Annotated in this window: 23 protein-coding genes; 17 read left to right on the forward strand and 6 right to left on the reverse strand. The window is 47.6% G+C overall.

Annotation, left to right across the window (positions count from 1 at the left end):
• Positions 1-18 precede the first annotated feature (18 nt).
• The gene (locus ASG16_RS22600; RefSeq protein WP_056486353.1) at positions 19-1167 is read left to right on the forward strand and encodes a glycosyltransferase family 4 protein; all 1149 of its coding nucleotides are present in this window, start codon (positions 19-21) and stop codon (positions 1165-1167) included.
• A gap of 240 nt (positions 1168-1407) precedes the next feature.
• On the opposite strand, the gene ASG16_RS22605 is transcribed toward ASG16_RS22600, so the two are convergent.
• Positions 1408-2007 carry a hypothetical protein gene (locus ASG16_RS22605; protein WP_241970812.1) on the reverse strand — a complete coding sequence of 200 codons (600 nt, stop codon included), beginning with the start codon at positions 2005-2007 and terminating at the stop codon, positions 1408-1410.
• A gap of 175 nt (positions 2008-2182) precedes the next feature.
• Between ASG16_RS22605 and ASG16_RS22610 the strand changes: the two genes are divergently transcribed.
• The 5 genes from ASG16_RS22610 to ASG16_RS22630 are packed head-to-tail and all read left to right on the forward strand — an operon-like array spanning position 2183 to position 7206.
• On the forward strand, positions 2183-3220 hold the full coding sequence (locus ASG16_RS22610; protein ID WP_056486358.1) for a DUF7847 domain-containing protein: 1038 nt from the start codon (positions 2183-2185) through the stop codon (positions 3218-3220).
• Positions 3213-3839 carry a DUF4129 domain-containing protein gene (locus ASG16_RS22615; RefSeq protein WP_056486360.1) on the forward strand — a complete coding sequence of 209 codons (627 nt, stop codon included), beginning with the start codon at positions 3213-3215 and terminating at the stop codon, positions 3837-3839. The genes ASG16_RS22610 and ASG16_RS22615 overlap by 8 nt, the downstream gene beginning before the upstream one ends.
• Positions 3832-4956 carry a DUF4350 domain-containing protein gene (locus tag ASG16_RS22620; RefSeq protein ID WP_056486363.1) on the forward strand — a complete coding sequence of 375 codons (1125 nt, stop codon included), beginning with the start codon at positions 3832-3834 and terminating at the stop codon, positions 4954-4956. Before ASG16_RS22615 ends, ASG16_RS22620 begins: the two co-directional genes overlap by 8 nt.
• 8 nt (positions 4957-4964) lie before the next feature.
• Positions 4965-5885 carry an AAA family ATPase gene (locus tag ASG16_RS22625; protein ID WP_048033614.1) on the forward strand — a complete coding sequence of 307 codons (921 nt, stop codon included), beginning with the start codon at positions 4965-4967 and terminating at the stop codon, positions 5883-5885.
• Positions 5836-7206, forward strand: coding sequence for a DUF58 domain-containing protein (locus ASG16_RS22630; RefSeq protein ID WP_056486366.1), 1371 nt, complete (start codon positions 5836-5838; stop codon positions 7204-7206). Before ASG16_RS22625 ends, ASG16_RS22630 begins: the two co-directional genes overlap by 50 nt.
• Here the strand turns inward: ASG16_RS22630 and ASG16_RS22635 are convergent.
• Positions 7173-8153: a stage II sporulation protein M gene (locus ASG16_RS22635; RefSeq protein ID WP_056486369.1), complete on the reverse strand. Its 981-nt coding sequence runs from the start codon at positions 8151-8153 to the stop codon at positions 7173-7175. The genes ASG16_RS22630 and ASG16_RS22635 overlap by 34 nt on opposite strands.
• 78 nt (positions 8154-8231) lie before the next feature.
• Here ASG16_RS22635 and ASG16_RS22640 point away from each other — a divergent pair, with 78 nt between their 5' ends.
• The 6 genes from ASG16_RS22640 (at position 8232) to ASG16_RS22665 (ending at position 14786) form a co-directional block, all read left to right on the forward strand.
• The gene (locus tag ASG16_RS22640; protein ID WP_056486372.1) at positions 8232-9056 is read left to right on the forward strand and encodes an RDD family protein; all 825 of its coding nucleotides are present in this window, start codon (positions 8232-8234) and stop codon (positions 9054-9056) included.
• 139 nt (positions 9057-9195) lie between these two features.
• Complete coding sequence (locus ASG16_RS22645; protein WP_056486375.1) at positions 9196-9702, forward strand: coiled-coil domain-containing protein; 507 nt, start codon at positions 9196-9198, stop codon at positions 9700-9702.
• Positions 9683-10762 carry a phosphodiester glycosidase family protein gene (locus ASG16_RS22650; RefSeq protein WP_082517153.1) on the forward strand — a complete coding sequence of 360 codons (1080 nt, stop codon included), beginning with the start codon at positions 9683-9685 and terminating at the stop codon, positions 10760-10762. The genes ASG16_RS22645 and ASG16_RS22650 overlap by 20 nt, the downstream gene beginning before the upstream one ends.
• Before the next feature lie 167 nt (positions 10763-10929).
• Positions 10930-12963 carry a gamma-glutamyltransferase gene (ggt, locus tag ASG16_RS22655; RefSeq protein ID WP_056486381.1) on the forward strand — a complete coding sequence of 678 codons (2034 nt, stop codon included), beginning with the start codon at positions 10930-10932 and terminating at the stop codon, positions 12961-12963.
• A 28-nt stretch (positions 12964-12991) separates the two neighbouring features.
• Positions 12992-13882 carry an NAD-dependent epimerase/dehydratase family protein gene (locus ASG16_RS22660; RefSeq protein ID WP_056486383.1) on the forward strand — a complete coding sequence of 297 codons (891 nt, stop codon included), beginning with the start codon at positions 12992-12994 and terminating at the stop codon, positions 13880-13882.
• Positions 13883-13964: 82 nt separating this feature from the next.
• Entirely contained in the window at positions 13965-14786 is an 822-nt protein-coding gene (locus tag ASG16_RS22665; RefSeq protein ID WP_056486386.1) for a M15 family metallopeptidase, read from the forward strand.
• 61 nt (positions 14787-14847) lie between these two features.
• On the opposite strand, the gene lepB is transcribed toward ASG16_RS22665, so the two are convergent.
• The gene (gene lepB, locus ASG16_RS22670; protein ID WP_048033605.1) at positions 14848-15408 is read right to left on the reverse strand and encodes a signal peptidase I; all 561 of its coding nucleotides are present in this window, start codon (positions 15406-15408) and stop codon (positions 14848-14850) included.
• A gap of 387 nt (positions 15409-15795) precedes the next feature.
• On the opposite strand from lepB, the gene ASG16_RS22675 reads away from it, so the two are divergent.
• From ASG16_RS22675 to ASG16_RS22690, 4 genes are all read left to right on the forward strand, one after another.
• A complete protein-coding gene (locus tag ASG16_RS22675; RefSeq protein WP_048033604.1) occupies positions 15796-16221 on the forward strand; it encodes a MarR family winged helix-turn-helix transcriptional regulator in 426 nt (141 codons plus the stop codon).
• A 77-nt stretch (positions 16222-16298) separates the two neighbouring features.
• Complete coding sequence (locus ASG16_RS22680; protein ID WP_056486389.1) at positions 16299-16781, forward strand: hypothetical protein; 483 nt, start codon at positions 16299-16301, stop codon at positions 16779-16781.
• 118 nt (positions 16782-16899) lie between these two features.
• On the forward strand, positions 16900-17082 hold the full coding sequence (locus ASG16_RS22685) for a DUF4025 domain-containing protein (protein ID WP_056486392.1): 183 nt from the start codon (positions 16900-16902) through the stop codon (positions 17080-17082).
• A gap of 146 nt (positions 17083-17228) precedes the next feature.
• A complete protein-coding gene (locus tag ASG16_RS22690) occupies positions 17229-18344 on the forward strand; it encodes an aminopeptidase (RefSeq protein ID WP_047068072.1) in 1116 nt (371 codons plus the stop codon).
• A gap of 17 nt (positions 18345-18361) precedes the next feature.
• Here ASG16_RS22690 and ASG16_RS22695 read toward each other — a convergent pair whose 3' ends face one another.
• From ASG16_RS22695 to ASG16_RS22705, 3 genes are read right to left on the reverse strand one after another with little or no spacing between them, the layout of a single operon-like run.
• Entirely contained in the window at positions 18362-18823 is a 462-nt protein-coding gene (locus ASG16_RS22695) for a hypothetical protein (protein ID WP_241970813.1), read from the reverse strand.
• A complete protein-coding gene (locus ASG16_RS22700; RefSeq protein WP_056486395.1) occupies positions 18804-19331 on the reverse strand; it encodes an isoprenylcysteine carboxyl methyltransferase family protein in 528 nt (175 codons plus the stop codon). Before ASG16_RS22700 ends, ASG16_RS22695 begins: the two co-directional genes overlap by 20 nt.
• A 2-nt stretch (positions 19332-19333) precedes the next feature.
• Positions 19334-20398 (reverse strand): type III polyketide synthase, encoded by a 1065-nt coding sequence (locus ASG16_RS22705; RefSeq protein ID WP_056486398.1) that lies wholly within the window; start codon positions 20396-20398, stop codon positions 19334-19336.
• A gap of 284 nt (positions 20399-20682) precedes the next feature.
• Between ASG16_RS22705 and ASG16_RS22710 the strand changes: the two genes are divergently transcribed.
• On the forward strand, positions 20683-21369 hold the full coding sequence (locus ASG16_RS22710; protein ID WP_056486400.1) for a GGDEF domain-containing protein: 687 nt from the start codon (positions 20683-20685) through the stop codon (positions 21367-21369).
• Positions 21370-21393 lie beyond the last annotated feature (24 nt).

The following is a 21393-nucleotide window of genomic DNA, read 5'->3' on the forward strand; positions in this document are numbered from 1 at the left end:
CGGGAAAGGAGAATACGGATGAAAGTTATCATGATCTGTACAGAAAAATTGCCAGTCCCTCCTATACGAGGGGGAGCGATTCAGACTTATATTGCAGGGATTGCAGATATTCTGGGGAGGCATCACGAGCTGACTATCCTGGGAACGTCGGATCCCACGCTACCGAAGGATGAACAAGTTCGCAATGCGCGTTATGTGCGAGTAGATGGGCAAGGTGTGTTCGAGATTTATGCACGCGAAGTAGCCGCTTTCCTGAGTGTGAACAACTATGATGTCATCCATGTTTTTAACCGACCGCGGATGGTTCCCATCATTCGTGAAGTATGCCCGAACGCACGTATCATTCTAAGTATGCACAATGATATGTTTGATCCGGTAAAAATAGGGCAGGCAGAAGCTGCTAGAGCTGTTGCCGAAACAGAACGCATCATCACCATCAGTGATTATGTCGGCCGAGTCATTGCCTCGCTATATCCCGAAGCCGCAAACAAGCTTCGTACGATTTATTCAGGAGTGAATTTGGAAACATTCGTTCCAGTAGAAGGCTCCAAAACAGCGCAAAAGATTCGTCAGGAACTTCGGGCGACGCACAATCTGGGCAACAAACAAGTGATCTTGTTTGTAGGACGATTGACGCCGAAAAAAGGGGCCGATATTCTGGTTCGTGCGATGAATGAACTCCGCTCCTACCATTCCAACATCGCTCTCGTTTTGGTTGGAGGGTCCTGGTACGGTGAAAATAAAATCAGTGACTATGCAGCGTATGTACGCTCATTAGCGAATCGTTCGCCGGTTCCGGTTATTACAACGGGATTTGTTCCAGCGGATCAGATTCACCACTGGTTCTGGGCGGGGGACGTTTTTGTCTGTCCTTCGCAATGGGAGGAACCACTGGCACGTGTCCATTATGAAGCGATGGCTGCCGGTCTGCCTTTTGTCACGACAAAACGGGGTGGAAATGCTGAGGTGATCATCGGAGGCAATGGACTGTTGGTCGAACAGCCGGAGGACCCTCAAGCGTTTGCTGTACAGTTGAAACAATTATTGTCCAGTCGCGATCTCCAACGTCAAATGGGGAGAAGCGGACGCCAGCTTGCCGAACAAAGATTTACATGGGATCGAGTCGCAAGAGATGTGCTGGACGTATGGAATAACAGGGGTATGTAAAACCAAAAGGTGAATGCTAGCAGCCCACTTCCCAGAAAGAAAGCGGAGAAGTGGGCGTTTATTCATACCTTAGGGACGAAAGAGTCATGCAATGTCCTGCAAGAATGGACAGGCCTGTCTGAGCAAAAGGGCTAGTCCCACAAGCGTATGCACGAAATTGGGGATGATGCGGGGAATCTACTACTTACAGACTCCCCGCATCTTTAGACAATCCTAAAGCCTCGCAGAATATCAGCTTTTTCAATAAGGTTCTGCATTTGGAATAATCGCGACGATGTGGGTGATAGGAATAAGGATAGAGGCCCCGTTTGTTCGCGATGAGGTTAAGGTTTGTAATTCAATGATTCCTTCGTCCACTCTAAGAAGCTTGCCGACTCGGTAAGAACGACTCTCAGATCCCCAATCGTTCGTCAGTAAGATCTCCACTAGTTGATCGTTTCTCATGCATTGGCTGAGTTCTTGACGAAGCCCTTCTATACAGACTTGATCCGCTGATTCTTCCGATTCGACATCTACCTTCACTAATGGTGCCGGGATGACAATTGGCTTCGGAGCTTCTACTTGTACATATGGTGCCTCTACTTTTACAACAGGCGGTTCTACTTGTACAACGGGCGCTTCTACTTGTACAACAGGAGCTTCTACTTGTACAACAGGTGCCTCTACTTGTGGAATGGGGGTGGTCACATTCACTCGAGGTGCGCGAACGTTGATACGGACAAAACGGCGTAATTGCCTGAGCAGACTATTGGATTTGCGTTTGGTAGATCGCTTCTTGCAGCGGCAGCGGGCTTGGTTTGCTTTTAGCTTCTTCTTTCTAAATGCTTTCAAAGGCAACACCTCCTTACTATCAATGCAATATCATATTCAGCAGGGGGACGACCGTATTGGACTAACACCTGATTTGACAAAATCAGGCAGGAAAACATTAGCAAAATTAGATGATTTTTTTAAAAAACCAGGAAAATCGTGTATACTTATCAGGTAATCTCAAAAAGAAAGATGGAGGTTTCTCATGAATCGTACGCCGATTGCCCCCATGGGAGTGGGGAAGCTGTTGGACAAGAGCTTTTCTGTGTATCGCCAGCATTTTGGAGCATTCTTTTTGTTGGCTTTAATTTGGTTCGGTCCATTGTTACTCCTGCAGCAACTACTTTTGGTTGATCTGACCAGGGTGCCTTTGCTTGCACAAGATACAGAAGGTATGGATTTTGCAGAATCGTTAGGCGCAAGATTTGCTGGACAAGAAGAATTTATGACACAAAGCCTTCCGATGCTGCTCATATTCATATTCCTTGTCGCGCCAATCCTGTTGATCATCGCCTATCCGCAAATGATTTCCGGTTCGATTTTACTGACGAAGGCTGCTCTCGAGGGAGAGACCTTGAGCTTAAAAGATGCTTTGAAGGGGGCACTTCGCAGATTTTGGCCGCTCGCGGGCAGTACGTTCCTATATGGAGTAATCGCGTTTGCAGTGTCGACAGCATTTGTCATCGTATATGGATTAATTTTCGTTATGTTCGCCTTCGCCGGTGGAATGACATTAGAAACCCTGTTTGATCCGTCAGATGAAGGCAGCATTGTGCTTATGATCGTTCTGGTTTTATTTGGCTATTTATTCTTAATTGCTGGGATGATGCTCGTACCGGGCTATTTCTTAATTCGTTGGGGTTTTTATATGCCGCTCGTTCTGTTCGAACGCGATGGTGTCGGAATCGGCCAGAGCTGGAATATGACAAAAGGAAACTTTTGGCGTTTATTCGGTCTTTTTGTTGTTCTCAGTGTGATCTACTCGATGTTCTCTAGCGGTATGCAATTAGTGCTCACTGGTGTCTTAGGTACCTCTATCCTCGCGCAATTGATTCTGGTTGCACTTACCTGCCTCTTGACCCCTTGGATGGCCATTGTTTACGCTTTGGCTTACTTTGATCTGCGCGTGAGAAAAGAAGGAACAGATTTACAAGAGCTAGTAAGCCGTCAGCTTGCCACATCTGCACCAGTAGAACCAGCAACTCCTACTCCTGCACAAGAGCCGGGAGTTACACATGATTAGCACGAGTCCTTGGGTAGATGACAAGGAGCATTTACAAGAGATTCTAGCCAGAGACGAGTTCAATTTGCCACAAGGTAGTGGAGAGAACTGGATTCAAAGAGCGATGGAGTTTGTGATCGAGTTGCTTGCCGATCTTTTTGAGTGGACCCATATTCCAACTGGTGCGGCTAATACCGTATCTACTCTCGTGCTCATTATGGCTGTACTGGGACTGGTCGGCATCATTTACTGGTTATTCCGCAGAATGATTTGGGTACAGAAGAAGCATCGACCGCTGTTTATGGACGGTGAAAAAATACGTTCTCATGCAGATTATTTGCGTGATGCGAAAGAAAAAGCAGCGCGAGGAGAATGGCGGGAAGGAGAACGCTCGTTGTTTTTGGCGTTGTTGGTATATTTGCAAATGAAGTCATGGATTCGTGTGGAGAAATGGAAAACGAATTGGGAATACGCAGAAGAAATTGAGGCAAATCAACCGAGCTTACGCGATGTATTCGGCAGCTTCGCACGAGAATTCGACGCTGTTTGGTACGGGCAATCACTTGTTGACGAAGGGTCGTTCTGGAAGCGTGTAAACGAACTGGAAGGCATCTGGCGCGAGGAGGGACAGCATGGATAGTTTGCGCACCTATCGTGTCGGAATCGTTGTGGCTACCTTGCTGCTCGTCATCGTGGGCTGGTTGATCGTGAAGCCTACTGCTGAACCTCTCCCACCGTACTTGGCCTCGTCTGCACAGCCGAGCGGAATCAAGGCTGTGCTCGTACTACTGGAGGAAAAAGGCAAGCAGGTCAAGGAATGGCGGCAGCCTATGCGTTTTTTACCAACAGCAACTGGGCAGGCCATGCTCATAGTAGAGCCGGAAAGACTGATGCCAGAGGAACAGATAGATATTCTGGATTGGGTCAGTGAAGGCAATGACCTAATTCTCTTTGACTCGAGACCAGAGTGGGAAGACCTTCCCTTTTATACGGAGTACATCCGGGAAAAAGAAAATCAGGAGCGAAACATTCAGGGACCTCTCGTCCAGGGCAGGTACATGGGCAAAGCAGAGACCTCGTTGAGATTTTTAGAAGATGACGACATGGAGCCACTTCTCTACGACGATCAGGGGATACTCGGAGGAAGAACAGAAGTGGGAGATGGCAGTGTCACGTTTTTTCTCGTACCGGAATGGCTAACCAATCAAAAAATTGATCGACTTTCCCACTTTGAAGCGATCTGGCCGTATGTACAAGGAGATTGGTCGGTCCTTTGGGTAGACGAATACCATCACGGCTTGCAGGAAAAACCAGGTTTTCTGGCAATCTACCCGGGCTGGCTCATAGCTGCCTGCATTCAACTCGGTATTCTGCTTTTGCTATATGTGTGGTGGAGAGGAAAACGTTTCGGACCGGTCTATACGCTTAGGGAATGGACGGTGCGCCGTGGTGATGAGACGTTGCTCGCCGTGTCTAGCTGGTATGAGCGAAGAGGGCTGGCACAGGATGCGTTGCGCCATCGAGAAGCGTACATGCGACAACTGTTGCATGATCGGTGGGGAGTGCACCAGCGAGCTGATCGTGTGGAAATCATGCGATATGCCAAAACAAGATGGACAAATCAAGAGGTAGAGAAATTCGCTCATCTGCTGGAACGACTGGAACAGGCAAAAAACGAAGGGCGATACTCGCCGAAGAGCTTGCTTGCAGACAGTCTTTTGTTGGATGAGATTACGAAGCGTCTGGAGAAGGAGTGACAACGACCGTGGAGCAATTGTTGCAACAAATGGAAAAAGAGCTGGTTGGTCAGCGGCAAAATGTTCGACTACTGTTAACAGCTTTGGTTGCCGGTGGACACGTTTTGCTAGAAGGTGTACCTGGTATCGGAAAGACGAAAATGGTAAGGACTTTATCGGAATTGATGGGGGGCGTGAGCAAGCGCGTCCAGTTTACGCCTGACATGATGCCATCGGACATTATTGGTCATGTGGTGTTCAATATGCAGCAGAACCAGTTTGAGACAATCAAAGGTCCTGTTTTCGCTAACTTATTGCTGGCAGACGAGATCAACCGGACTCCCCCGAAAACCCAAGCGGCTCTTTTAGAAGCCATGGAGGAAGGGCAAGTGACGATTCATGGTGTCACCTATCCTTTGCCAGATCCGTTTTTCGTCGTCGCCACGCAAAACCCGGTGGAGTACGAAGGAACGTACGTGTTGCCGGAGGCTCAGCTTGATCGCTTTTTGTTCAAGCTAACAATGTCGTATCCTTCGCATGAAAATGAAAAACAAATCCTCGCCAAACATATTCCCTACAAGCGCAGCCACGAGCGTAATCAAGAGCCGCTCTTTACATGGGAGGATATTTTGGAGAAACGACGCCAATTAGAAGAAGTGGTTGTAGATGATTCGATTTTGGAGTACATTACGACACTGATTCGCAATACACGCGAAACGAAACGCTTGCTCTTAGGTGCCAGCTCTCGTGCTGGAATCGCTGTGTTGATGGCGAGCAAAGCCTGGGCACTTTTGGACAATCGCAAGTTTGTGACGCCTGATGACGTGAAGATGGTGGCCCGACCTGCATTGCGGCACCGACTCATACTGTCACCGCAGGTAGAATTGGAGGGGGGTACCAGTGACCACATCATCGAAGAGACGCTGGCGGCTATTCCAGTTCCTCGCTGATTTTTTGGCAGACCGTTTTGTCTTGCCATCCAAGCGACTGCTTGTGGCAGTTTTGCTAGGCACACCCATCGCGATCGTCGGATTTCTATTGGAGATTGGCTATTCGACATTCTTTTTGTACAACGGTTTACTCGTGATTGCTAGCATCTTGGATTGGGTTACCATCCCTAAAAGGAAAGACTTGTCGATCCGACGAATCTTGCCTGAGCAGACAGATATCGGACAATCGTTCTCGATTGAGCTTGAGCTTGCGAACAGAAGCGGGCAAACCGTTGCATACTCCATCGTGGATGATCTTCCGCGGTCATTTGAAGAAGCAGGACCGGTCACGGGTGTGATGGAGCAACCCTTCACCAACATAAGTTTTGAAACAAGAGGAAAAGAACGCGGAGAGTACTTGTTCCGCTGGCTTTACATGCGGTGGCATGGCAAGCTCGGCTTGTGGTATCGCCAAAGCCGCTTTGCGTGTGAACAAACGATCAAAGTATACCCCGACCTTTCAGCCGTTCGTGGCTATTTGGCTTCGTTGCAGGAAAGCCTGATCGTCGACGGGAAAAAAATCATGCGCAGGGCGAAAGCGGGTACGGAATTCCATGCAATCCGAGATTACGTGCCTGATGATGATCCTCGGATGATTAACTGGTCTGCTTCAGCACGTTCCCGACGTCTGATGACGAACCAATATCGACCAGAGCATGGCAAGGTGATCACCATTCTGATCGATTGCGGCAGGCTGATGGGCGTCGAGCTGGATAACCAGACGAGACTGGATCGATCGCTGGAGTCTGCGCTCACGTTAGCGGCAGTGGCATTGCGCCAAGGAGATCAGGTAGCGCTACTGGCCTATTCACATGAGATCAAGACGTACATACCTCCAGGCAGAGGGCTGCACCACTTGCACACCCTTTTGGAGGCCACCTACAACCTGACGAGTGATTTTGTAGAGGCTGATCCGGCGAAGGCGCTTGAATTTTTGAATCGCCAGCAGAAGAGAAGGAGCTTGGTGGTTCTTTTTTCAGATATGGAAAACTATCTCGTCGAAGATCAGTTGAGCAATTATTTGTGGCGGATGCGCCGTTCACATTTGCTCTTGCTGCTGTCTTTGGCAGATCCGCTTCTGCATGAATGGAGTCATATAGACACGAGTAACAGTAGCTTGGCATTTACGAAGGCGGTAGCTCAAAGGTTCCAGCTCGATCGCAGGGCATTTCAACAAAAAATGATCGGCGCGGGTATCCAGGTACTGGACGTTCCGGCCGATCAATTGACGCTGACGGTTATCAATACTTATTTGGACATCAAATCAAGAGAAGCTTTGTGAGAATCGGGTCTGTATCCGATAAGGTACCAGGCAATCAGCAAAAGTAACGTGCCGACAGCTACGATGTACTTGGCCTCGAGAGAGAGACTCGATGGAGTAATATAGCCCTCGATGATTCCCGCGATGAACAAGAGTGGGATAGTAGCCAAAAGTAGGTGCGCAGACTCTTTTGCCGCCTCCAAAAATTGATGTCTTCGTGCGTAGCGTCCGGGAACAAGCAGGCGGTACCCCATGTGAAGACCTGCTCCGCCAGCAATAAAGATGGCTGTCAGCTCGATCACGCCGTGTGGCAAAATGTAGGCCCAAAACGCATAGCTGCTATCTGCCTGATAGTAGACGGCTGCCAAAGCTCCAACCAGAAGGCCATTGAACAAGAGAAGGTAGATAGGGACGATTCCGAATGTTATTCCACTGACAAAGGCCAGCATCGCAACTTTGATGTTGTTGGTCATAATCATCGTGGAGATGACCGGATTGTCGAGTGAGTCGTGCCCTTCTCCCAGCCTGGATGGATCGATCTGCTCAGCCATCCCTTGTGGCAAGACATAATACAGATTGAGTGGATCGACCATAACAGCGGCAAAGCCAGAAATACCACCGATGATGAAGAGAAGCGCTGCCACACCAATGAAGCTCATTCGCTTATGTACGAGACCCATCAGGTAGCTACCAAAGAAATGCTTGAGCTGCTGCCAACTGCCTGTTCGCTGCTTGTAAGCCAAATTATGTGCACGTAAAACGAGTTGATTTAAGTAGAGTGTGATCTCGTCTGCAGGATGGTAGGAGCGTACATAGGCCAAATGAGCAGACGTTTTCTTGTACAGTTGAGTCAGGCGATCAATATCGGTAGCACTGATGTGCCGAGGTTGTCGGGTAAAACGCTCCACTAATTGTTCCAGTTCGGCCCAAGAGGCTTTATGCTTGTGCCAAAACGAGGTAATATCCATGTATAATGCCTCCTTGCATTAGCGTGTGTTTAAAACTCGAAAAAACCTCAAAGTTTCGAGGGGGGGAAGAAAAACATCATGAATGAACCGACATACGTCAGTGGGGCTAATCGAGAAGCGTCTGTCGTGACGCCCGAGCATGTGATGCTGCGATTTCAGACGGCAGGTCTAGGCAGCCGTGCCACTGCGATGCTGATTGATACAGGAATTTTGCTCCTGGTTAATCTTACTGTATTTATTTTGTTTGGTATAGTTTTATTTGGAAAGGAAGATGATTTTTTCCTGGATTCTGGCAACTACGCGTTGGCCATCGTCCTCCTGGTAATCTTCGTAGTGAATTTTGGCTACTATTGGTTACAGGAAGCATTCTGGGGCGGTCAGACTGTTGGCAAAAGGCTGGTGGGAATACGGGTCATCCGTGATAACGGACAGCCTGCGACGTTTGTTTCCTCGACGATCCGGAATTTGTTTCGGATCATTGACGCAATGCCAACAGGTTATTTTCTCGGGGCGCTCGTATGCTTTTTCCACCCCCGTGATAAGCGAATTGGCGATATGGTAGCGGGCACAATTGTCGTGGTGGAGTCAGGACAGCGATCGGCTCTTTTTCAGAAAAAGAAAGACAAACAGCCAAACGGCTTTGATTTGAATCATGCGCTGCTCGTACTTGACGAGCGCCAAAAACAGGCGATTACCCGAGAGGACTGGCAGTTGCTTTCCTCCTTCATCAGCAGACTAACTTCTTTATCTCACGCGAAAAAATATGAACTCGGGAATCAAATTGCCAGCATCATGCGCAAAAAATTAGAGCTTGTCGACGAACAGAATACAAAGGAAGACCCGATCCTGTTTTTGCAAAGACTGCACAATCAGCTGCAACACGAATTTCAACTCCGAAAATAAAGCGAAGTACCGCCAAAAAATATTGGCGGTATTTTCTTTTCTCGACGTATTTTTCCATTATTCAGCAAAATGCTGCTTCAAAAACTTTCTATGTTATAATGAAACCTCACTCTATGCCACAGAAAGGAGGAGGGAGCCGATGGACGACAAATACATGGGAACGTCATCGACTTCGTCACCCACACTGCCACTCCCGGCAAACGGGAAGCAGAAAGGAAGACGCAGAAGAGGCAGCCTTTTTCAGGCATTGATTCCCTCCCAGACAGAAGGTAAGCGCCCTTTACTACCAATCGTTTTGGCCGTTCTGGTCTGGGTGGGACTTGCCTATGCTGGATATGCCTTTGCTGTTTATACGTTGGACAAGCAGCAGCAATTTGTGAACCAACGAATTGATCAAATGCAAGAAGATAATCAAAAGCAGATGAAGGCATTGGGAGATCAATTGACTCTGGTGCAGGAAGAAATGCAAAATGTCCAGAAGGGTCTGGGAAATCTGGAAGAAGATTTGGCATTGACTGGTGAAACCATTGGTGGCACTAACAAGACCAAAGAAGCTCTGCAGGATCGGGTTGACCAGCTCAACAAACAGCTGGTTGATTTGAAAGCATCTCTGAAAAAATTGGAGGATGCTGCCCGTGCTTGGTAAGATAAACCGTTTCTTTCTCTTTCTGTTGGCGCCTGCTCTCGGTTTTTTGGTCGCTTTTGCGCTGGACAATCCAGTGGACAAGCTCCAGACAGAAGGCCTAAAGCTCCCTTCTGCCGTAGCGAAGAGCCAGGCAGATGAGCTGGGGGAACGGCTCAACGACACCAAGGAGCAGCTTCGAAATGTAGAATTCGTCATCGAAGATATCCGTGATCGCTCGAAAAAGGAACAGAAAGAATACGAGCAACAAAACAAGAAGATCAGCAGCGCACTTGAAGCGAGCAAATCCCAGACACAAAAATCTGCGGATGTATTGGACACGATCTTGTCCAACATGCTAGGCAAGCCGATCGGTCAACACTTCGGGAAAAACTCGACAGTGAAAGTCTATTCCCTGCAAGAAGGCGGATACCGTGGCTATATGGCCAAAGTTCGCCTCAATAATCCGAACGCGTTGAAAATGGTGCTGGCCAACAACTCTGTAAAAAGTAAGGGAGAAACGACGAGCCAAGCTGGTAAGCGTACAGGAGCCATTCTTGCGATCAATGCAGGCGGCTTTATGTCGGACAAGCAGGGCAATCTGACTCCGTTAGGTATTACGGTTGTTGACGGCAAGATTCGTACCTTTTCCAATAATGCGAAGCTGAGCTTTGTCGGTTTCAACAACAAAGGTCATCTGGTCGGAACAAACATCAAGACGCAGGCGCAAATTACGCAACAAGGGATATTGCAGGGAGCGAGCTTTTTGCCGCGTCTCTTGCAAGACGGAAAGCGATTGCCTATTCCTCGTGATTGGGCGAATGCGCGTCAACCGCGAACGCTAATCGGCCATTTTGACAACGGCGATTTGCTGCTGATTGTCATTGATGGAAGACGAGATGGCTGGAGTAATGGCGTTACGCTGGAGGAAGCGCAAAGAAAGCTGCAAGAGTGGCATGTCGTGGATGCGTATAACCTCGACGGCGGCGGCTCCAGTGCGTTTTATTACAATGGCAAGCTGTTGAACAAGCCTTCTGGCGGCAAAGAACGACGCGTGGTGAGCAATTTGGTCGTCATGCCATAAGCAAAAATCGCAACACTCTTCTGTGAAGACGACAAGTCTTGCTGCAGAAGAGTGTTTTTTTCTGTAGAGAAAAGTTTGCCTAGGCAACTGTGAATGTGGGTTGACCTTAAAAAATGCTGAAAATTATAATAATAGAAGAAGTAATGAAATGGAATAGGAGGGATCGCATGAAAAAAGGGATGTTGGTTGCCCTCTCGATTGTTTCCGTGCTTTCGTTTCCTCATTTTGCGATGGGAAAAGTCCCAGGTGTGCCAGCAGGTGTGCAAGGAGCTACAAAGGGAATTGTCGCGGTCTCTCATCCAGCAGCGGCGCAGGTCGGTAGAGATATCTTGGCAAAGGGTGGCAATGCGATTGACGCTGCCGCTGGGATCCAATTTGCTCTGAATGTGGCAGAACCGTATATGTCCGGTATCGGCGGTGGTGGCTTCATGATGATTTACGTGAAGGATCAGAACAAAGTGACCGTGATAGATAGTCGGGAAGTGGCGCCTGCCCAAGTGACTCCCGATATGTTTTTGCGGGCAGATGGTACGCCGATCCCATTTGAGGAGAGACATACAAGCGGTCAGGCCGTAGGTATCCCGGGGACATTGCTGGGTGTAGAACAGGCGTTGAAATCGTATGGGACATGGAATCTGGGAAAAGTGATAGAACCGTCGATTGAACTGGCGGAAAAAGGAGTACGCGTCAACTGGGTGTCTGCTCAATTTATTGCCAATTCCATGGAAAAGCTGAAGAAGCACGGGACGGCCGCACAGGTGTTTGCGCCAAACGGCGTTCCACTCAAAGAAGGTGAGATGCTGATTCAACCCCAATTGGCGAAAACGTTGAAGATCATCCGCGACAAAGGCTCGGATGCCTTGTATGAAGGGGAAATTGGCAAGGCTCTCGTCGAGGAGGTACAAAGGACGGGTGGCTCCATGACACTCGATGATTTGCAGGCGTATCAAGTAAAAGAGCGTGAACCAGTCCGTGGCATGTATCGCGGATATGAAGTGATTTCGATGGCACCCCCCAGCTCTGGCGGCTTGACACTGATTCAGATTTTGAAGCTGATGGAAGGCTACGAAAACAAAAAGGACGGAATCGGGTCGGTAGCCTATTTGCATCATCTGATTGAAGCCAACCACCTCGCTTACGCAGATCGGGCGGCGTATATGGCGGACGAGGACGTTTATCCGGTACCGAAAAAGGGGCTGATTGCAGACGAATACATCAAGGAACGGCGTCAGCTCATTCGTGAAGAGACAGCGAATGCCAATGTAGTGGCAGGAGACCCTTGGAAGTACGATCCTGGCAAAAAGCCAGAGGTGTCCATAAAACTGAGAGATCAATCTCCGGTCAAGCAGACTACGCACTTCTCTGTGATGGACAAATGGGGGAATATTGTCTCGTATACGACGACCATTGAAGATATTTTTGGAAGCGGTGTGATGGTTCCGGGTTACGGCTTCATGCTCAATAATGAGCTTACGGATTTTGACGCGATTCCTGGCGGTGTCAATCAGGTCGAGCCCGGCAAGCGCCCACGTTCGAGCATGACGCCAACTATGGTGCTAAAAGACGGGAAGCCTTTTTTAGCAATTGGCTCACCTGGTGGCTCCACGATTATCGCCTCCGTATCGCAGACGATTCTCAATGTGATCGATCATGGAATGGAAATTGAGGATGCCATCCGTGCACCACGCATTTTTTCTAGCAGCTATCCAAATGTGACGTGGGAGGCGGGCATTGACCAAGATGTCATCCTGCAATTGATGGCAAAAGGTCACGTCTTTGCCGAGGAACCGACGAACATTGGTAACGTCCAAGCGATTGTGTACGATTATGAAACGGGAAAAATGTACGGCGGAGCGGATAACACACGCGAGGGTACTGTTCTCGGGGTCGATGCCATCGCGTATACGGCTGCTCAGCCAATCCAGTCGCCAAAAGAAAAAGAAGGCCCCTTTGATTTACGAGTAAACGGCAATGTGTACCCATATACAGCAGAGCAAAAAGCGATGATAGATGGAGTCGCGTATGTTCACGCCAACAAGTTGCTGTTAGGGTTGGGACAAAAAGTGACGTCCTTCCAGTCTGATGTGGTCATGGTGAAGGGAATTCCTTACCTGCCTGTCAAAAAAGTTGGCGAGAAGCTGGGCTATACGGTCATATGGAAGGAAGGAGAGCGGTCCATCGAGTTGAATCGCAAAAAGTAGACTGATCACGGAAAGGATGTAGCAAAAAATGAAGAAGGTACTTGTACTCGGAGGAACGCGATTTTTTGGAAAGCGATTGGTCCAGCTTCTTGTTGAAGCTGGGGCGGACGTAACGGTGGCAACAAGGGGGCTTACCCAAGTGGAGTTGCCTGCCTCTGTCAAAAGAATGACGCTTGATCGCGATGACGTCCATTCACTGGCAGTTGCGGGAGAAGAGCAGTGGGACGTAGTATACGATAACATCTGTTATTCCTCTCAAAATGCAATGGATGCGTGTAAGGTTTTTCGGGGGAAAGTGGGTAAGTACGTTTTGACCTCTACCCTGTCCGTCTACGATTATGCAGAGGAACCACTACAGGAAGAAGCGTTTGATCCATTCTCGTATGAAATCAACCGGAAAACAAGAGACGAGACGACCTATCAAGAAGGCAAACGTCAAGCAGAAGCCGTCTTTTTTGAGGAGAAGGCCTTCCCTGTTGTAGCTGTTCGTTTTCCGATTGTGCTAGCCGAAGACGATTACACCCGTCGGCTATGGTTTCATATTGAGCATGTGCAAGAGGAACGACCGATTGGTCTCACGAATCCCGCTGCCAAGATGTGCTTCATACATGCACAGGAAGCAGCTCAATTTTTGGCATGGGTGGCGACAACGTCCATAACAGGGCCAGTGAATGCGTGCTCCGATGGGACTGTTTCGCTTGCTGAGTTGATGGAGATGATTGGGCAAACAGTCGGAAAACCCGCCCGAATGGAGCCAACGACAGATGCTTCTGATGCATCTCCCTTTGGATTTGTAGCATCCTTTTACATGGATAACGGTAAGGCTAAAGCCGCGGGCTTCCCATTTTGGTCGCTGGATGAATGGTTACCGGTGCTTGTCAAAAACCTAAACGAGGAATATATCACCGAAAAAGCGTGACCTATCTACCTTTTCTTTCGTATAACTCCATGGTAAGGTAGAGCAGAACATATGTGTCTGTAAGGAACCAGGAGGATCGATCATGAACAAAAATCGCACCAGCAGCCTTGCGATCGTCGCAGCACTATCAGTAGCACTTCTCAGTGGATGTGAACCTCCCTCATTAAGTGGATTGTTATCCAGCGAGTCGAATGGACAGTCCGCGGGAGAGGGAACGCAGTCAACGACAGTTGAGCCAAATAACGAGGAGACAGCACGTCCCCAACGGGCATCTCTTGCAGAGACGATAAAAGATGTGGATGGAGTGCCAACCGTTACGAATGAAACAGATCTCTCGGTTGTCGTAAATAAACAGCGGGCATTGCCAGCCGATTATATTCCACCGGATTTGGTAGAGCCGAATGTGCCGTTTCCTTTTGATGAAAAAGTTGAGAAGCGATTGCTGAGAGCAGAAGCCGCACAAGCATTAGAAGAACTGTTTGCCAAAGCAAAGACAGAAGGTATTGAACTGTATGCCGTTTCTGGCTATCGCTCGTATAAGACCCAAAAATCGCTGTACGAAACGTATGTAAGGACGCAAGGTGCTGAACATGCCGCTGCCTACAGTGCCGTACCTGGAAAGAGCGAGCATCAGACCGGCTTGGCTATGGATGTGTCCGGATATGATGCAAATACACGCTTGGAAGAATCATTCGCTGAGACACCTGAAGGAACATGGCTGGCAGCCAACTGTGCAGACTTTGGGTTCGTCATTCGTTACTTGAAAGGCAAGGAAGATACGACTGGATATGCGTATGAGCCTTGGCATTTACGTTATGTAGGGAAAGAAATGGCGAAAGAAATTATGGCAGGTGGCCTTACTTTGGAGGATTATTTTTCTGAAGCGGCAGTTGCTCACAAATAACGTCATCGAAACGCAAAGAGCCGCCCCGTTAAGGAGCGGCTTTTTACTGTCTCAATAAATGTTAACGTGGGAGGCGAATCTGGGACAGCGGCCAATATACGACCTCTGCACGACCAACTACATGATCCAGTTGAACAGGGCCAATGACGCGGCTGTCCATACTGTTGTTACGATTATCCCCCATGACAAACACGCTGCCCTCAGGAATTTTCACAGGATCAAAATCTTCGGTTAACGTCACACCTGCTGTAGAAGCTTTTAGCTTGTTTTCGACCAAATACTCTTCACTGAGAGGTTGGCCATTGACATACACTTGATCATTTTTGGCTTCAACGGTGTCACCAGCTACTGCGACCACGCGCTTGATCCAGTTGTCCCCAGTTGCATCTGGATGAATGATGACGATATCGCCAGGTTGCGGTTCTTTGAGGTAATAAATCGCTTTGTTGACGATGACGCGCTCGCGGTCATGCAACGTACTTTCCATGGAACGCCCTTGGACGACGTAGGGGGCCATGACAAATACGTAGATAAAGGCAGTCAATCCGCCAATCAAGACAAAAGATTTTAACCAATCGAGCAATTCCACTTTCCATTTTGGTGTAGGGTTGGTTTGTTCCATTGAAATTCTCCTATGTATGTGGTTTCTGTGGCAAATATGCCTGAGTCAAATGCCTCGTGTGTGTAAGGCTGTCTTCCCATTATACATGCTTTACGAATAGATACGAAAGATGATTCAAGGAAATAATTGGCTACTTGGGTGAAACGGAAAAAGTCGTAACATTATTTTGCAAGCTTACCTATTGTCAGTTTTTCCTGTTTGAGTTAAGATGTTCTTGAAATAAGTTTTACAATAAAAATATTAAGTGGTAAACACTTTGTCTGGCTCATACATATCTTTCGTGAAAAGAAATAATTTTGGGAGTTCTCTTGATCTTCCGGTACTTAGGCTATATAGTTTTATAGTAAAAGTACTTATATTATTAATTTTCCGAAAATAGGTGATGTCGTGAGCAATATGTCCCGTGCCAGTAAACTTGAGGAACTGGATCGAGTATTTGTCGAAATTGCTCGTTTCTTTATTAACAATTGGCTAGAAGAGGAGTCAATCAGTCCAAAGCAGTTTATCTTGCTACGAGTGCTACATCAAAAAGGACGAAGCACAGTTTCTGAGCTGGCGACCATTTTGAAACTGTCCAATAGTGCCACCACCATTGCGCTTAATCGGTTAGTGAAGGCTGGTTTTATCGACCGTGTCCGAGACGAACAGGATCGACGTGTAGTGTGGGTCACATTATCACAACAAGCGATTCCGACTCTGGAAGGACTTTTGTGCGACAGGAGAGCACTAGTAGGAAAGCTGCTGGAGAATCTGAATGACGACGAGTTAGAGCAGTTTACGTATTTCCTCAGGAAAATGCAGCAGTCCATATAGACATGGCCATCAAGTTCGGGTCTGGGGACATTCTTGCAAGACAAAAGTGTGTACCGCGGGAATGGGAGTGTACACATATGAAAAAGAAAAGCACACTGATCATGAGTTCTTGTATCTTAGGAGCAGCTCTGTTTACACAAGCTGCATTTGCTGAAGAGGCAGTAAAAGCTACTGAAACGACTACTGCAACAGAAGCAACTACAACGACTACTGAAGAAAAACCTGCAACTGACGAAAAGCCAGCTACTGAAGCACCTGCAACAGAAGAAAAGCCTGCAACTGAAACAACACCTGCACCTACAACAGAAGTAAAACCAGTAGCTCCACAAACTGAAAACCCTATTCAAGGGCTGACTCAACAAGGTGGCTGGATGATGATGCCAGGTAAAGATGAGTTCGTAATGGTGAGTGGCCAATACGTACCAGTAATCTCTACTGTAGCTGGATGGACATTGATGCCAGGAACAGATCAATTTGTTACCACGAATCGCATCACTCCTGTAAATGCTCCAGCTGCTGGTTGGACAATGAGTGCACCTGAATCTGATAACAATAAATAAGTTCCTTTACAAAAGACGCGTTGTCCCTCGATTGGGCAAGGCGTCTTTTTTTCGGGTAAATCTGGAGATTCCTGTACAAACTATAGCGAATAGAAACCAAAAGAAAGGAGGAACGAAAATGGCAGGTGATGATAAGGATCAGGCTCGAGCCAGAGCAAGAGAGCTGGGCACGGAGGATGCAGGCGGAGCTGTTTATTATCAAGAGGCAGACGAATATACGGCTGGTCTTGCTACGACGCAGGAGTTGGTCAGTGACATCTACAAGATGGGAACCATTGAGGACAGGGAACAGACGATGTAAAAACATAGGAAAAGAGCAAGGCCAGCCTGGATGCAAGGAGGCTGGCCGCTTTTGATTACGTTGATAAAAAATTTTTTATTGACTTAGTAGATTGTATCGGTAAAAATACAAGAGGAATCAGAAAATTTAAAAAGGGTGTGCCACGAATGAGAGACTCACGATTAGATCAATTAGCGTACAATCTGGTTAACTATTCTGTACGAGTACAGCCAGGGGAAAACATTTTGATCAACGCGAAAGGGGACACACCGGATTTGGTGCAAGCCCTCGTGCGTGAGATTTACAAAGCAGGCGGCAGTCCTTATGTTCAATTGATTGATCCCGCCGTAAGCCGAGAAATCGCAATGAATTGCAATGAAGAGCAGTTGAAGACCATGGCTCAACATGAAGTTGAACTCATGGAGAAAATGCAAGGTTACATCGGAATTCGTGCAGCAAACAACATCAATGAGATGGCGGATGTTCCAAGTGACAAGCTCAGCATCTACTCTCGCCTGTATGAGCTGCCAGTGATGAACGTGCGCGTACCGAAAACGAAGTGGGTTGTTCTTCGTTACCCGAATCCTTCCATGGCACAGCTTGCGAATATGTCTACAGCAGCTTTTGAAGATTTTTACTTCCAAGTATGTAACCTGGATTACGCAAAAATGGACAAAGCAATGGATAGTCTGGTTGACTTGATGAATCGCACAGACAAGGTACGCCTGGTAGGGCCTGAAACGGATCTCACCTTCTCAATCAAGGACATTCCTGCTGTGAAATGTGCTGGCCTGCGCAATATTCCAGATGGTGAAGTGTATACAGCACCTGTGAAGGATTCCGTAAATGGTGTTATCACTCATAATGCGCCAACTCCATACCACGGCTTCACTTTCGAAAATGTTCGCTTGACCTTCAAGGATGGCAAAATTGTGGAAGCAACAGCGAACGATACCGAACGCTTGAATCAAATTTTGGATACGGACGAGGGAGCGCGATTTGTTGGGGAATTCGCTATTGGTGTGAATCCTTACATTCGCAACCCGATGAAAGATATCTTGTTTGACGAAAAAATAGACGGAAGCTTCCACTTCACGCCTGGTCAATGCTATGACGAAGCATACAATGGGAACAAATCGTCTGTGCACTGGGACATGGTTTCCATCCAACGTCCGGATTGGGGCGGAGGGGAAATCTGGTTTGACGACGTCCTGATTCGCAAAGATGGTCGTTTTGTCATTGCAGAGCTTGAATGTTTGAATCCAGAAAACTTGAAAGGGTAAGGCAAAGCCTACCCAAATCATTTGTCGTACTGACGGAGCCTTTCGTGGGCAAGCATAATATCCATTTCTAGCTGAAATAGCATGTGTAGATTGCTTGAAGGAAGAGTAATTCTGCGTGCCGCGTGGTAGAGAAGTGGCTTGTTTTGTTTGATGACCGTCATGATTTCCACAACCGGAGGAACGACTTGCTTGATTCTTAGCAGACTTTGCAAATAGCGAAGAAAGGTTTGAATACTAGCCTGGTCGTCCTTGTTCGGTACCGTTTCAATCAAAGCGAAAAAGTCTCGGATGATGATACGTTTCGTCTCCTGAGGCTCCACTATGGTTGTACGATTCACTTGATCCACCTCACGGGAAAGAGTAACAGCTTCTTTTCTTTTCCCGCAGAATGACAAGTGATAAACCTTTTGCTCGATAAAAAAGTCTTTGGCATGTGCGTGTGCCAAAGGCTTTTCGGTTTTATGACTCGCTATGACCATTGTAGATGCTTGCTTCTTCCAAGGGAATCCGTATACGCAAAAGCAGCCAGGCATTCAAGAGTGAAAACGTCAAGGCAGTTGTCACAGCGGAAAATGTCAGGGGGAGTAGGAGCAGCTCAAGCGATACGACCAAGTAGTTGGGGTGACGAATGAACCGATAAGGACCTCGCTTGATCGGAGCCTCGCCTGGGAGTATGAAGATGCGGGTATTCCACCTTTTTCCCAAGCTGCGAATACACCAGTAACGAAGCCCTTGCGCGATCAAAAACAGGCTGAACGGAACCGCCCACCAAGAGGGCAGAACCATGGCGCTACCTTTGCCCACCACTTCGAAAATAAGCGAGAGAAGAAAGAGAAGATGAAGAAGGACAATGTATTTGTAATGACTCGCCCCAACCTCGTAGCCCCCTTTCGAGCGGATATAGCGGGCATTCCTCACGGCAACAAGAAGCTCAACCAGCCGCTGCAACACGACTACACACATAACGAATCCAAAGAAGAGCAACATGACTATCTCGCCTCCAGAAGTAACAGCTCGGAGCTAAATCCAGGTCCAAGCGCAGCGACTAAACCACGATCTCCTGGCTCCCACGCCCTCTCCATACTTTTTTCCAAGACGAACAGAACCGTAGGGGAAGACATGTTTCCAAAATGGGTTAAGACATCTTCAGAAAAACGAGTGGCTTCTGTGCCAATACCCAGAGACCGTTGGTAAGCCGTTAATACCTTGGCTCCACCTGGATGGAAAATGAAATGACGCAGATGATCAATAGACATGCCATGCGGTGACAAAAAGCTCTCGACGTTTTCTCGCATCGAAGAACGAATGAGAGTAGGGATGTCGCGAGAGAAAATGACTTTTAACCCCGGATCGGTCAATTTCCATCCCATGACATCTACGGTATCGGGCCATGTTGTCGTTCGTGCATCACAAAATTGGACCTTGGGTGCGTCAGAAGAGGACGAGACTTGGTCTCCTTCTATTAATACGGCTGCAGCTCCATCTCCAAATAGGCACGTTGCGACCAAATTGCTTTTGGACAAATCTTGTCGGATGAAGGTCAAGCCGCACAGTTCTACGCTCACAAGCAATACTCGCCGCGAGGGATAAGCCCGGGTGTACTCACATGCTCGCGACAATCCCATCGCTCCACCGGCACAGCCCAGGCCCCACAACGGAACACGGGTTGCTTGCGGACGGAGTCCTAAACGGTGGAGCAAGCGAGAATCAAGGCTTGGGGTCGCAATTCCCGTGCTGGATACAAACATCAGACAATCGATGGATGACGGCTCGACACCAGCTTTTGTCAAACACTTTCGGGCTGCTTCCTCTGCCAAGGCTTCCGCATGCTCGATATACAATTGATTTTTCTCTGCAAATGGTCGGTCCTCCAAAAACCAATCCATTGGCATGCTAAAATGTCGCTTTTGAATGTGACTGTGTGCAAATACGTGTAACAAGCGGTCTATGTCGGGAAAAGCATCTTGAAAGAATAAGCGTGCCAGCTTCATGGAATCCTCTTGTGTAATCTCGTGGGGAGGTACTGCTGTAGCTACTGCTTCAATACGGGGCATACATTCATTCACTCCCGTCTGTTTTTATTAGCCATTAGCTTGTCCCTTCCAATTGGTTCCAATTCATCTTGCCCCATGTGTAGACCACAGGCTGGTTGTCAGGATTTTTCCAAGATTCGTTTGAATGAATAAGTGACAGTTTCGTGGTTTTGCTTGAACTTACAAAAAAAGATAGGTAAAATATTCCTGATTATACGAAAAAAGACCTACTAAAAACTTTGATAGATAGGTCTAATGTCCGAATGGAAAGAGGTTTACATCGGATAGATTGGGGGTAGTGTACTTTGGGCTCACGCTGGATTAGCTTGGGTGTGTCCTGTGTGATCATCTCGGTTTGGTTAGTCGGATACGGATTGCCGACGGATGAGAGTATGATTGTCTTTCTTTTACTTGTGTCTGTCATTCAGACACTTGCTGCCTATCAAATAGGAAAATATGTAGATCAGTTGCGGCAGATGGCTTATCACGATTCACTTACAGGCGTTCTCGTCAATCGGAGATTTCTGGACAAGTTGGTTGAAGAAGTGGAGTTGGCAAAAAGCAATCATCAATCTGTTACTTTATTGTTTATTGATTTGGATAATTTCAAAATATTCAATGATTCATATGGCCATTTGGAAGGCGACCGACTCCTTTGCCAATTTGCAAGACTCCTGCAAGCAAGTGTTCGTAAACAAGATACGGTTGGAAGATGGGGTGGGGAAGAATTCGTCGTACTGTTAACGCATACGGACACATTAAGAGGGCTGGCAATCGGAGAACGTATTCAAAACCAAGTGAGGCACGCTCTTTCAGGTGTCACGGTAAGCATCGGAGTGGCCTCGTATCCACACCATGCTTCAACAGCGGAAGAGTTAGCGAAAAAAGCAGATATGCTTATGTATGAAGCGAAAAAAAGGAAAGATTGCATGATGGTTGCATCGAATGAAAAGATAAATATTGGCAAGACTAACACTCGTCATCCCTCTTGACACGAGTGTTTTTTTAAATTGTAA

The organism is Brevibacillus sp. Leaf182 (assembly GCF_001423865.2).
Lineage (GTDB): Bacteria > Bacillota > Bacilli > Brevibacillales > Brevibacillaceae > Brevibacillus > Brevibacillus brevis_C.

Bases quoted from the DNA above. Each gene is read 5' to 3' on its own strand.
- ASG16_RS22635 (WP_056486369.1), bottom strand. From the start codon at position 8,153: ATGGATATTACCTCGTTTTGGCACAAGCATAAAGCCTCTTGGGCCGAA.
- ASG16_RS22620 (WP_056486363.1), top strand. From the start codon at position 3,832: ATGGATAGTTTGCGCACCTATCGTGTCGGAATCGTTGTGGCTACCTTG.
- ASG16_RS22695 (WP_241970813.1), bottom strand. From the start codon at position 18,823: ATGGTCATAGCGAGTCATAAAACCGAAAAGCCTTTGGCACACGCACAT.
- ASG16_RS22610 (WP_056486358.1), top strand. From the start codon at position 2,183: ATGAATCGTACGCCGATTGCCCCCATGGGAGTGGGGAAGCTGTTGGAC.
- ASG16_RS22640 (WP_056486372.1), top strand. From the start codon at position 8,232: ATGAATGAACCGACATACGTCAGTGGGGCTAATCGAGAAGCGTCTGTC.
- ASG16_RS22615 (WP_056486360.1), top strand. From the start codon at position 3,213: ATGATTAGCACGAGTCCTTGGGTAGATGACAAGGAGCATTTACAAGAG.
- ASG16_RS22665 (WP_056486386.1), top strand. From the start codon at position 13,965: ATGAACAAAAATCGCACCAGCAGCCTTGCGATCGTCGCAGCACTATCA.
- ASG16_RS22700 (WP_056486395.1), bottom strand. From the start codon at position 19,331: ATGTTGCTCTTCTTTGGATTCGTTATGTGTGTAGTCGTGTTGCAGCGG.
- ggt (WP_056486381.1), top strand. From the start codon at position 10,930: ATGAAAAAAGGGATGTTGGTTGCCCTCTCGATTGTTTCCGTGCTTTCG.
- ASG16_RS22600 (WP_056486353.1), top strand. From the start codon at position 19: ATGAAAGTTATCATGATCTGTACAGAAAAATTGCCAGTCCCTCCTATA.
- lepB (WP_048033605.1), bottom strand. From the start codon at position 15,408: ATGGAACAAACCAACCCTACACCAAAATGGAAAGTGGAATTGCTCGAT.
- ASG16_RS22690 (WP_047068072.1), top strand. From the start codon at position 17,229: ATGAGAGACTCACGATTAGATCAATTAGCGTACAATCTGGTTAACTAT.
- ASG16_RS22680 (WP_056486389.1), top strand. From the start codon at position 16,299: ATGAAAAAGAAAAGCACACTGATCATGAGTTCTTGTATCTTAGGAGCA.
- ASG16_RS22705 (WP_056486398.1), bottom strand. From the start codon at position 20,398: ATGCCCCGTATTGAAGCAGTAGCTACAGCAGTACCTCCCCACGAGATT.
- ASG16_RS22685 (WP_056486392.1), top strand. From the start codon at position 16,900: ATGGCAGGTGATGATAAGGATCAGGCTCGAGCCAGAGCAAGAGAGCTG.
- ASG16_RS22650 (WP_082517153.1), top strand. From the start codon at position 9,683: ATGCTGCCCGTGCTTGGTAAGATAAACCGTTTCTTTCTCTTTCTGTTG.
- ASG16_RS22660 (WP_056486383.1), top strand. From the start codon at position 12,992: ATGAAGAAGGTACTTGTACTCGGAGGAACGCGATTTTTTGGAAAGCGA.
- ASG16_RS22645 (WP_056486375.1), top strand. From the start codon at position 9,196: ATGGACGACAAATACATGGGAACGTCATCGACTTCGTCACCCACACTG.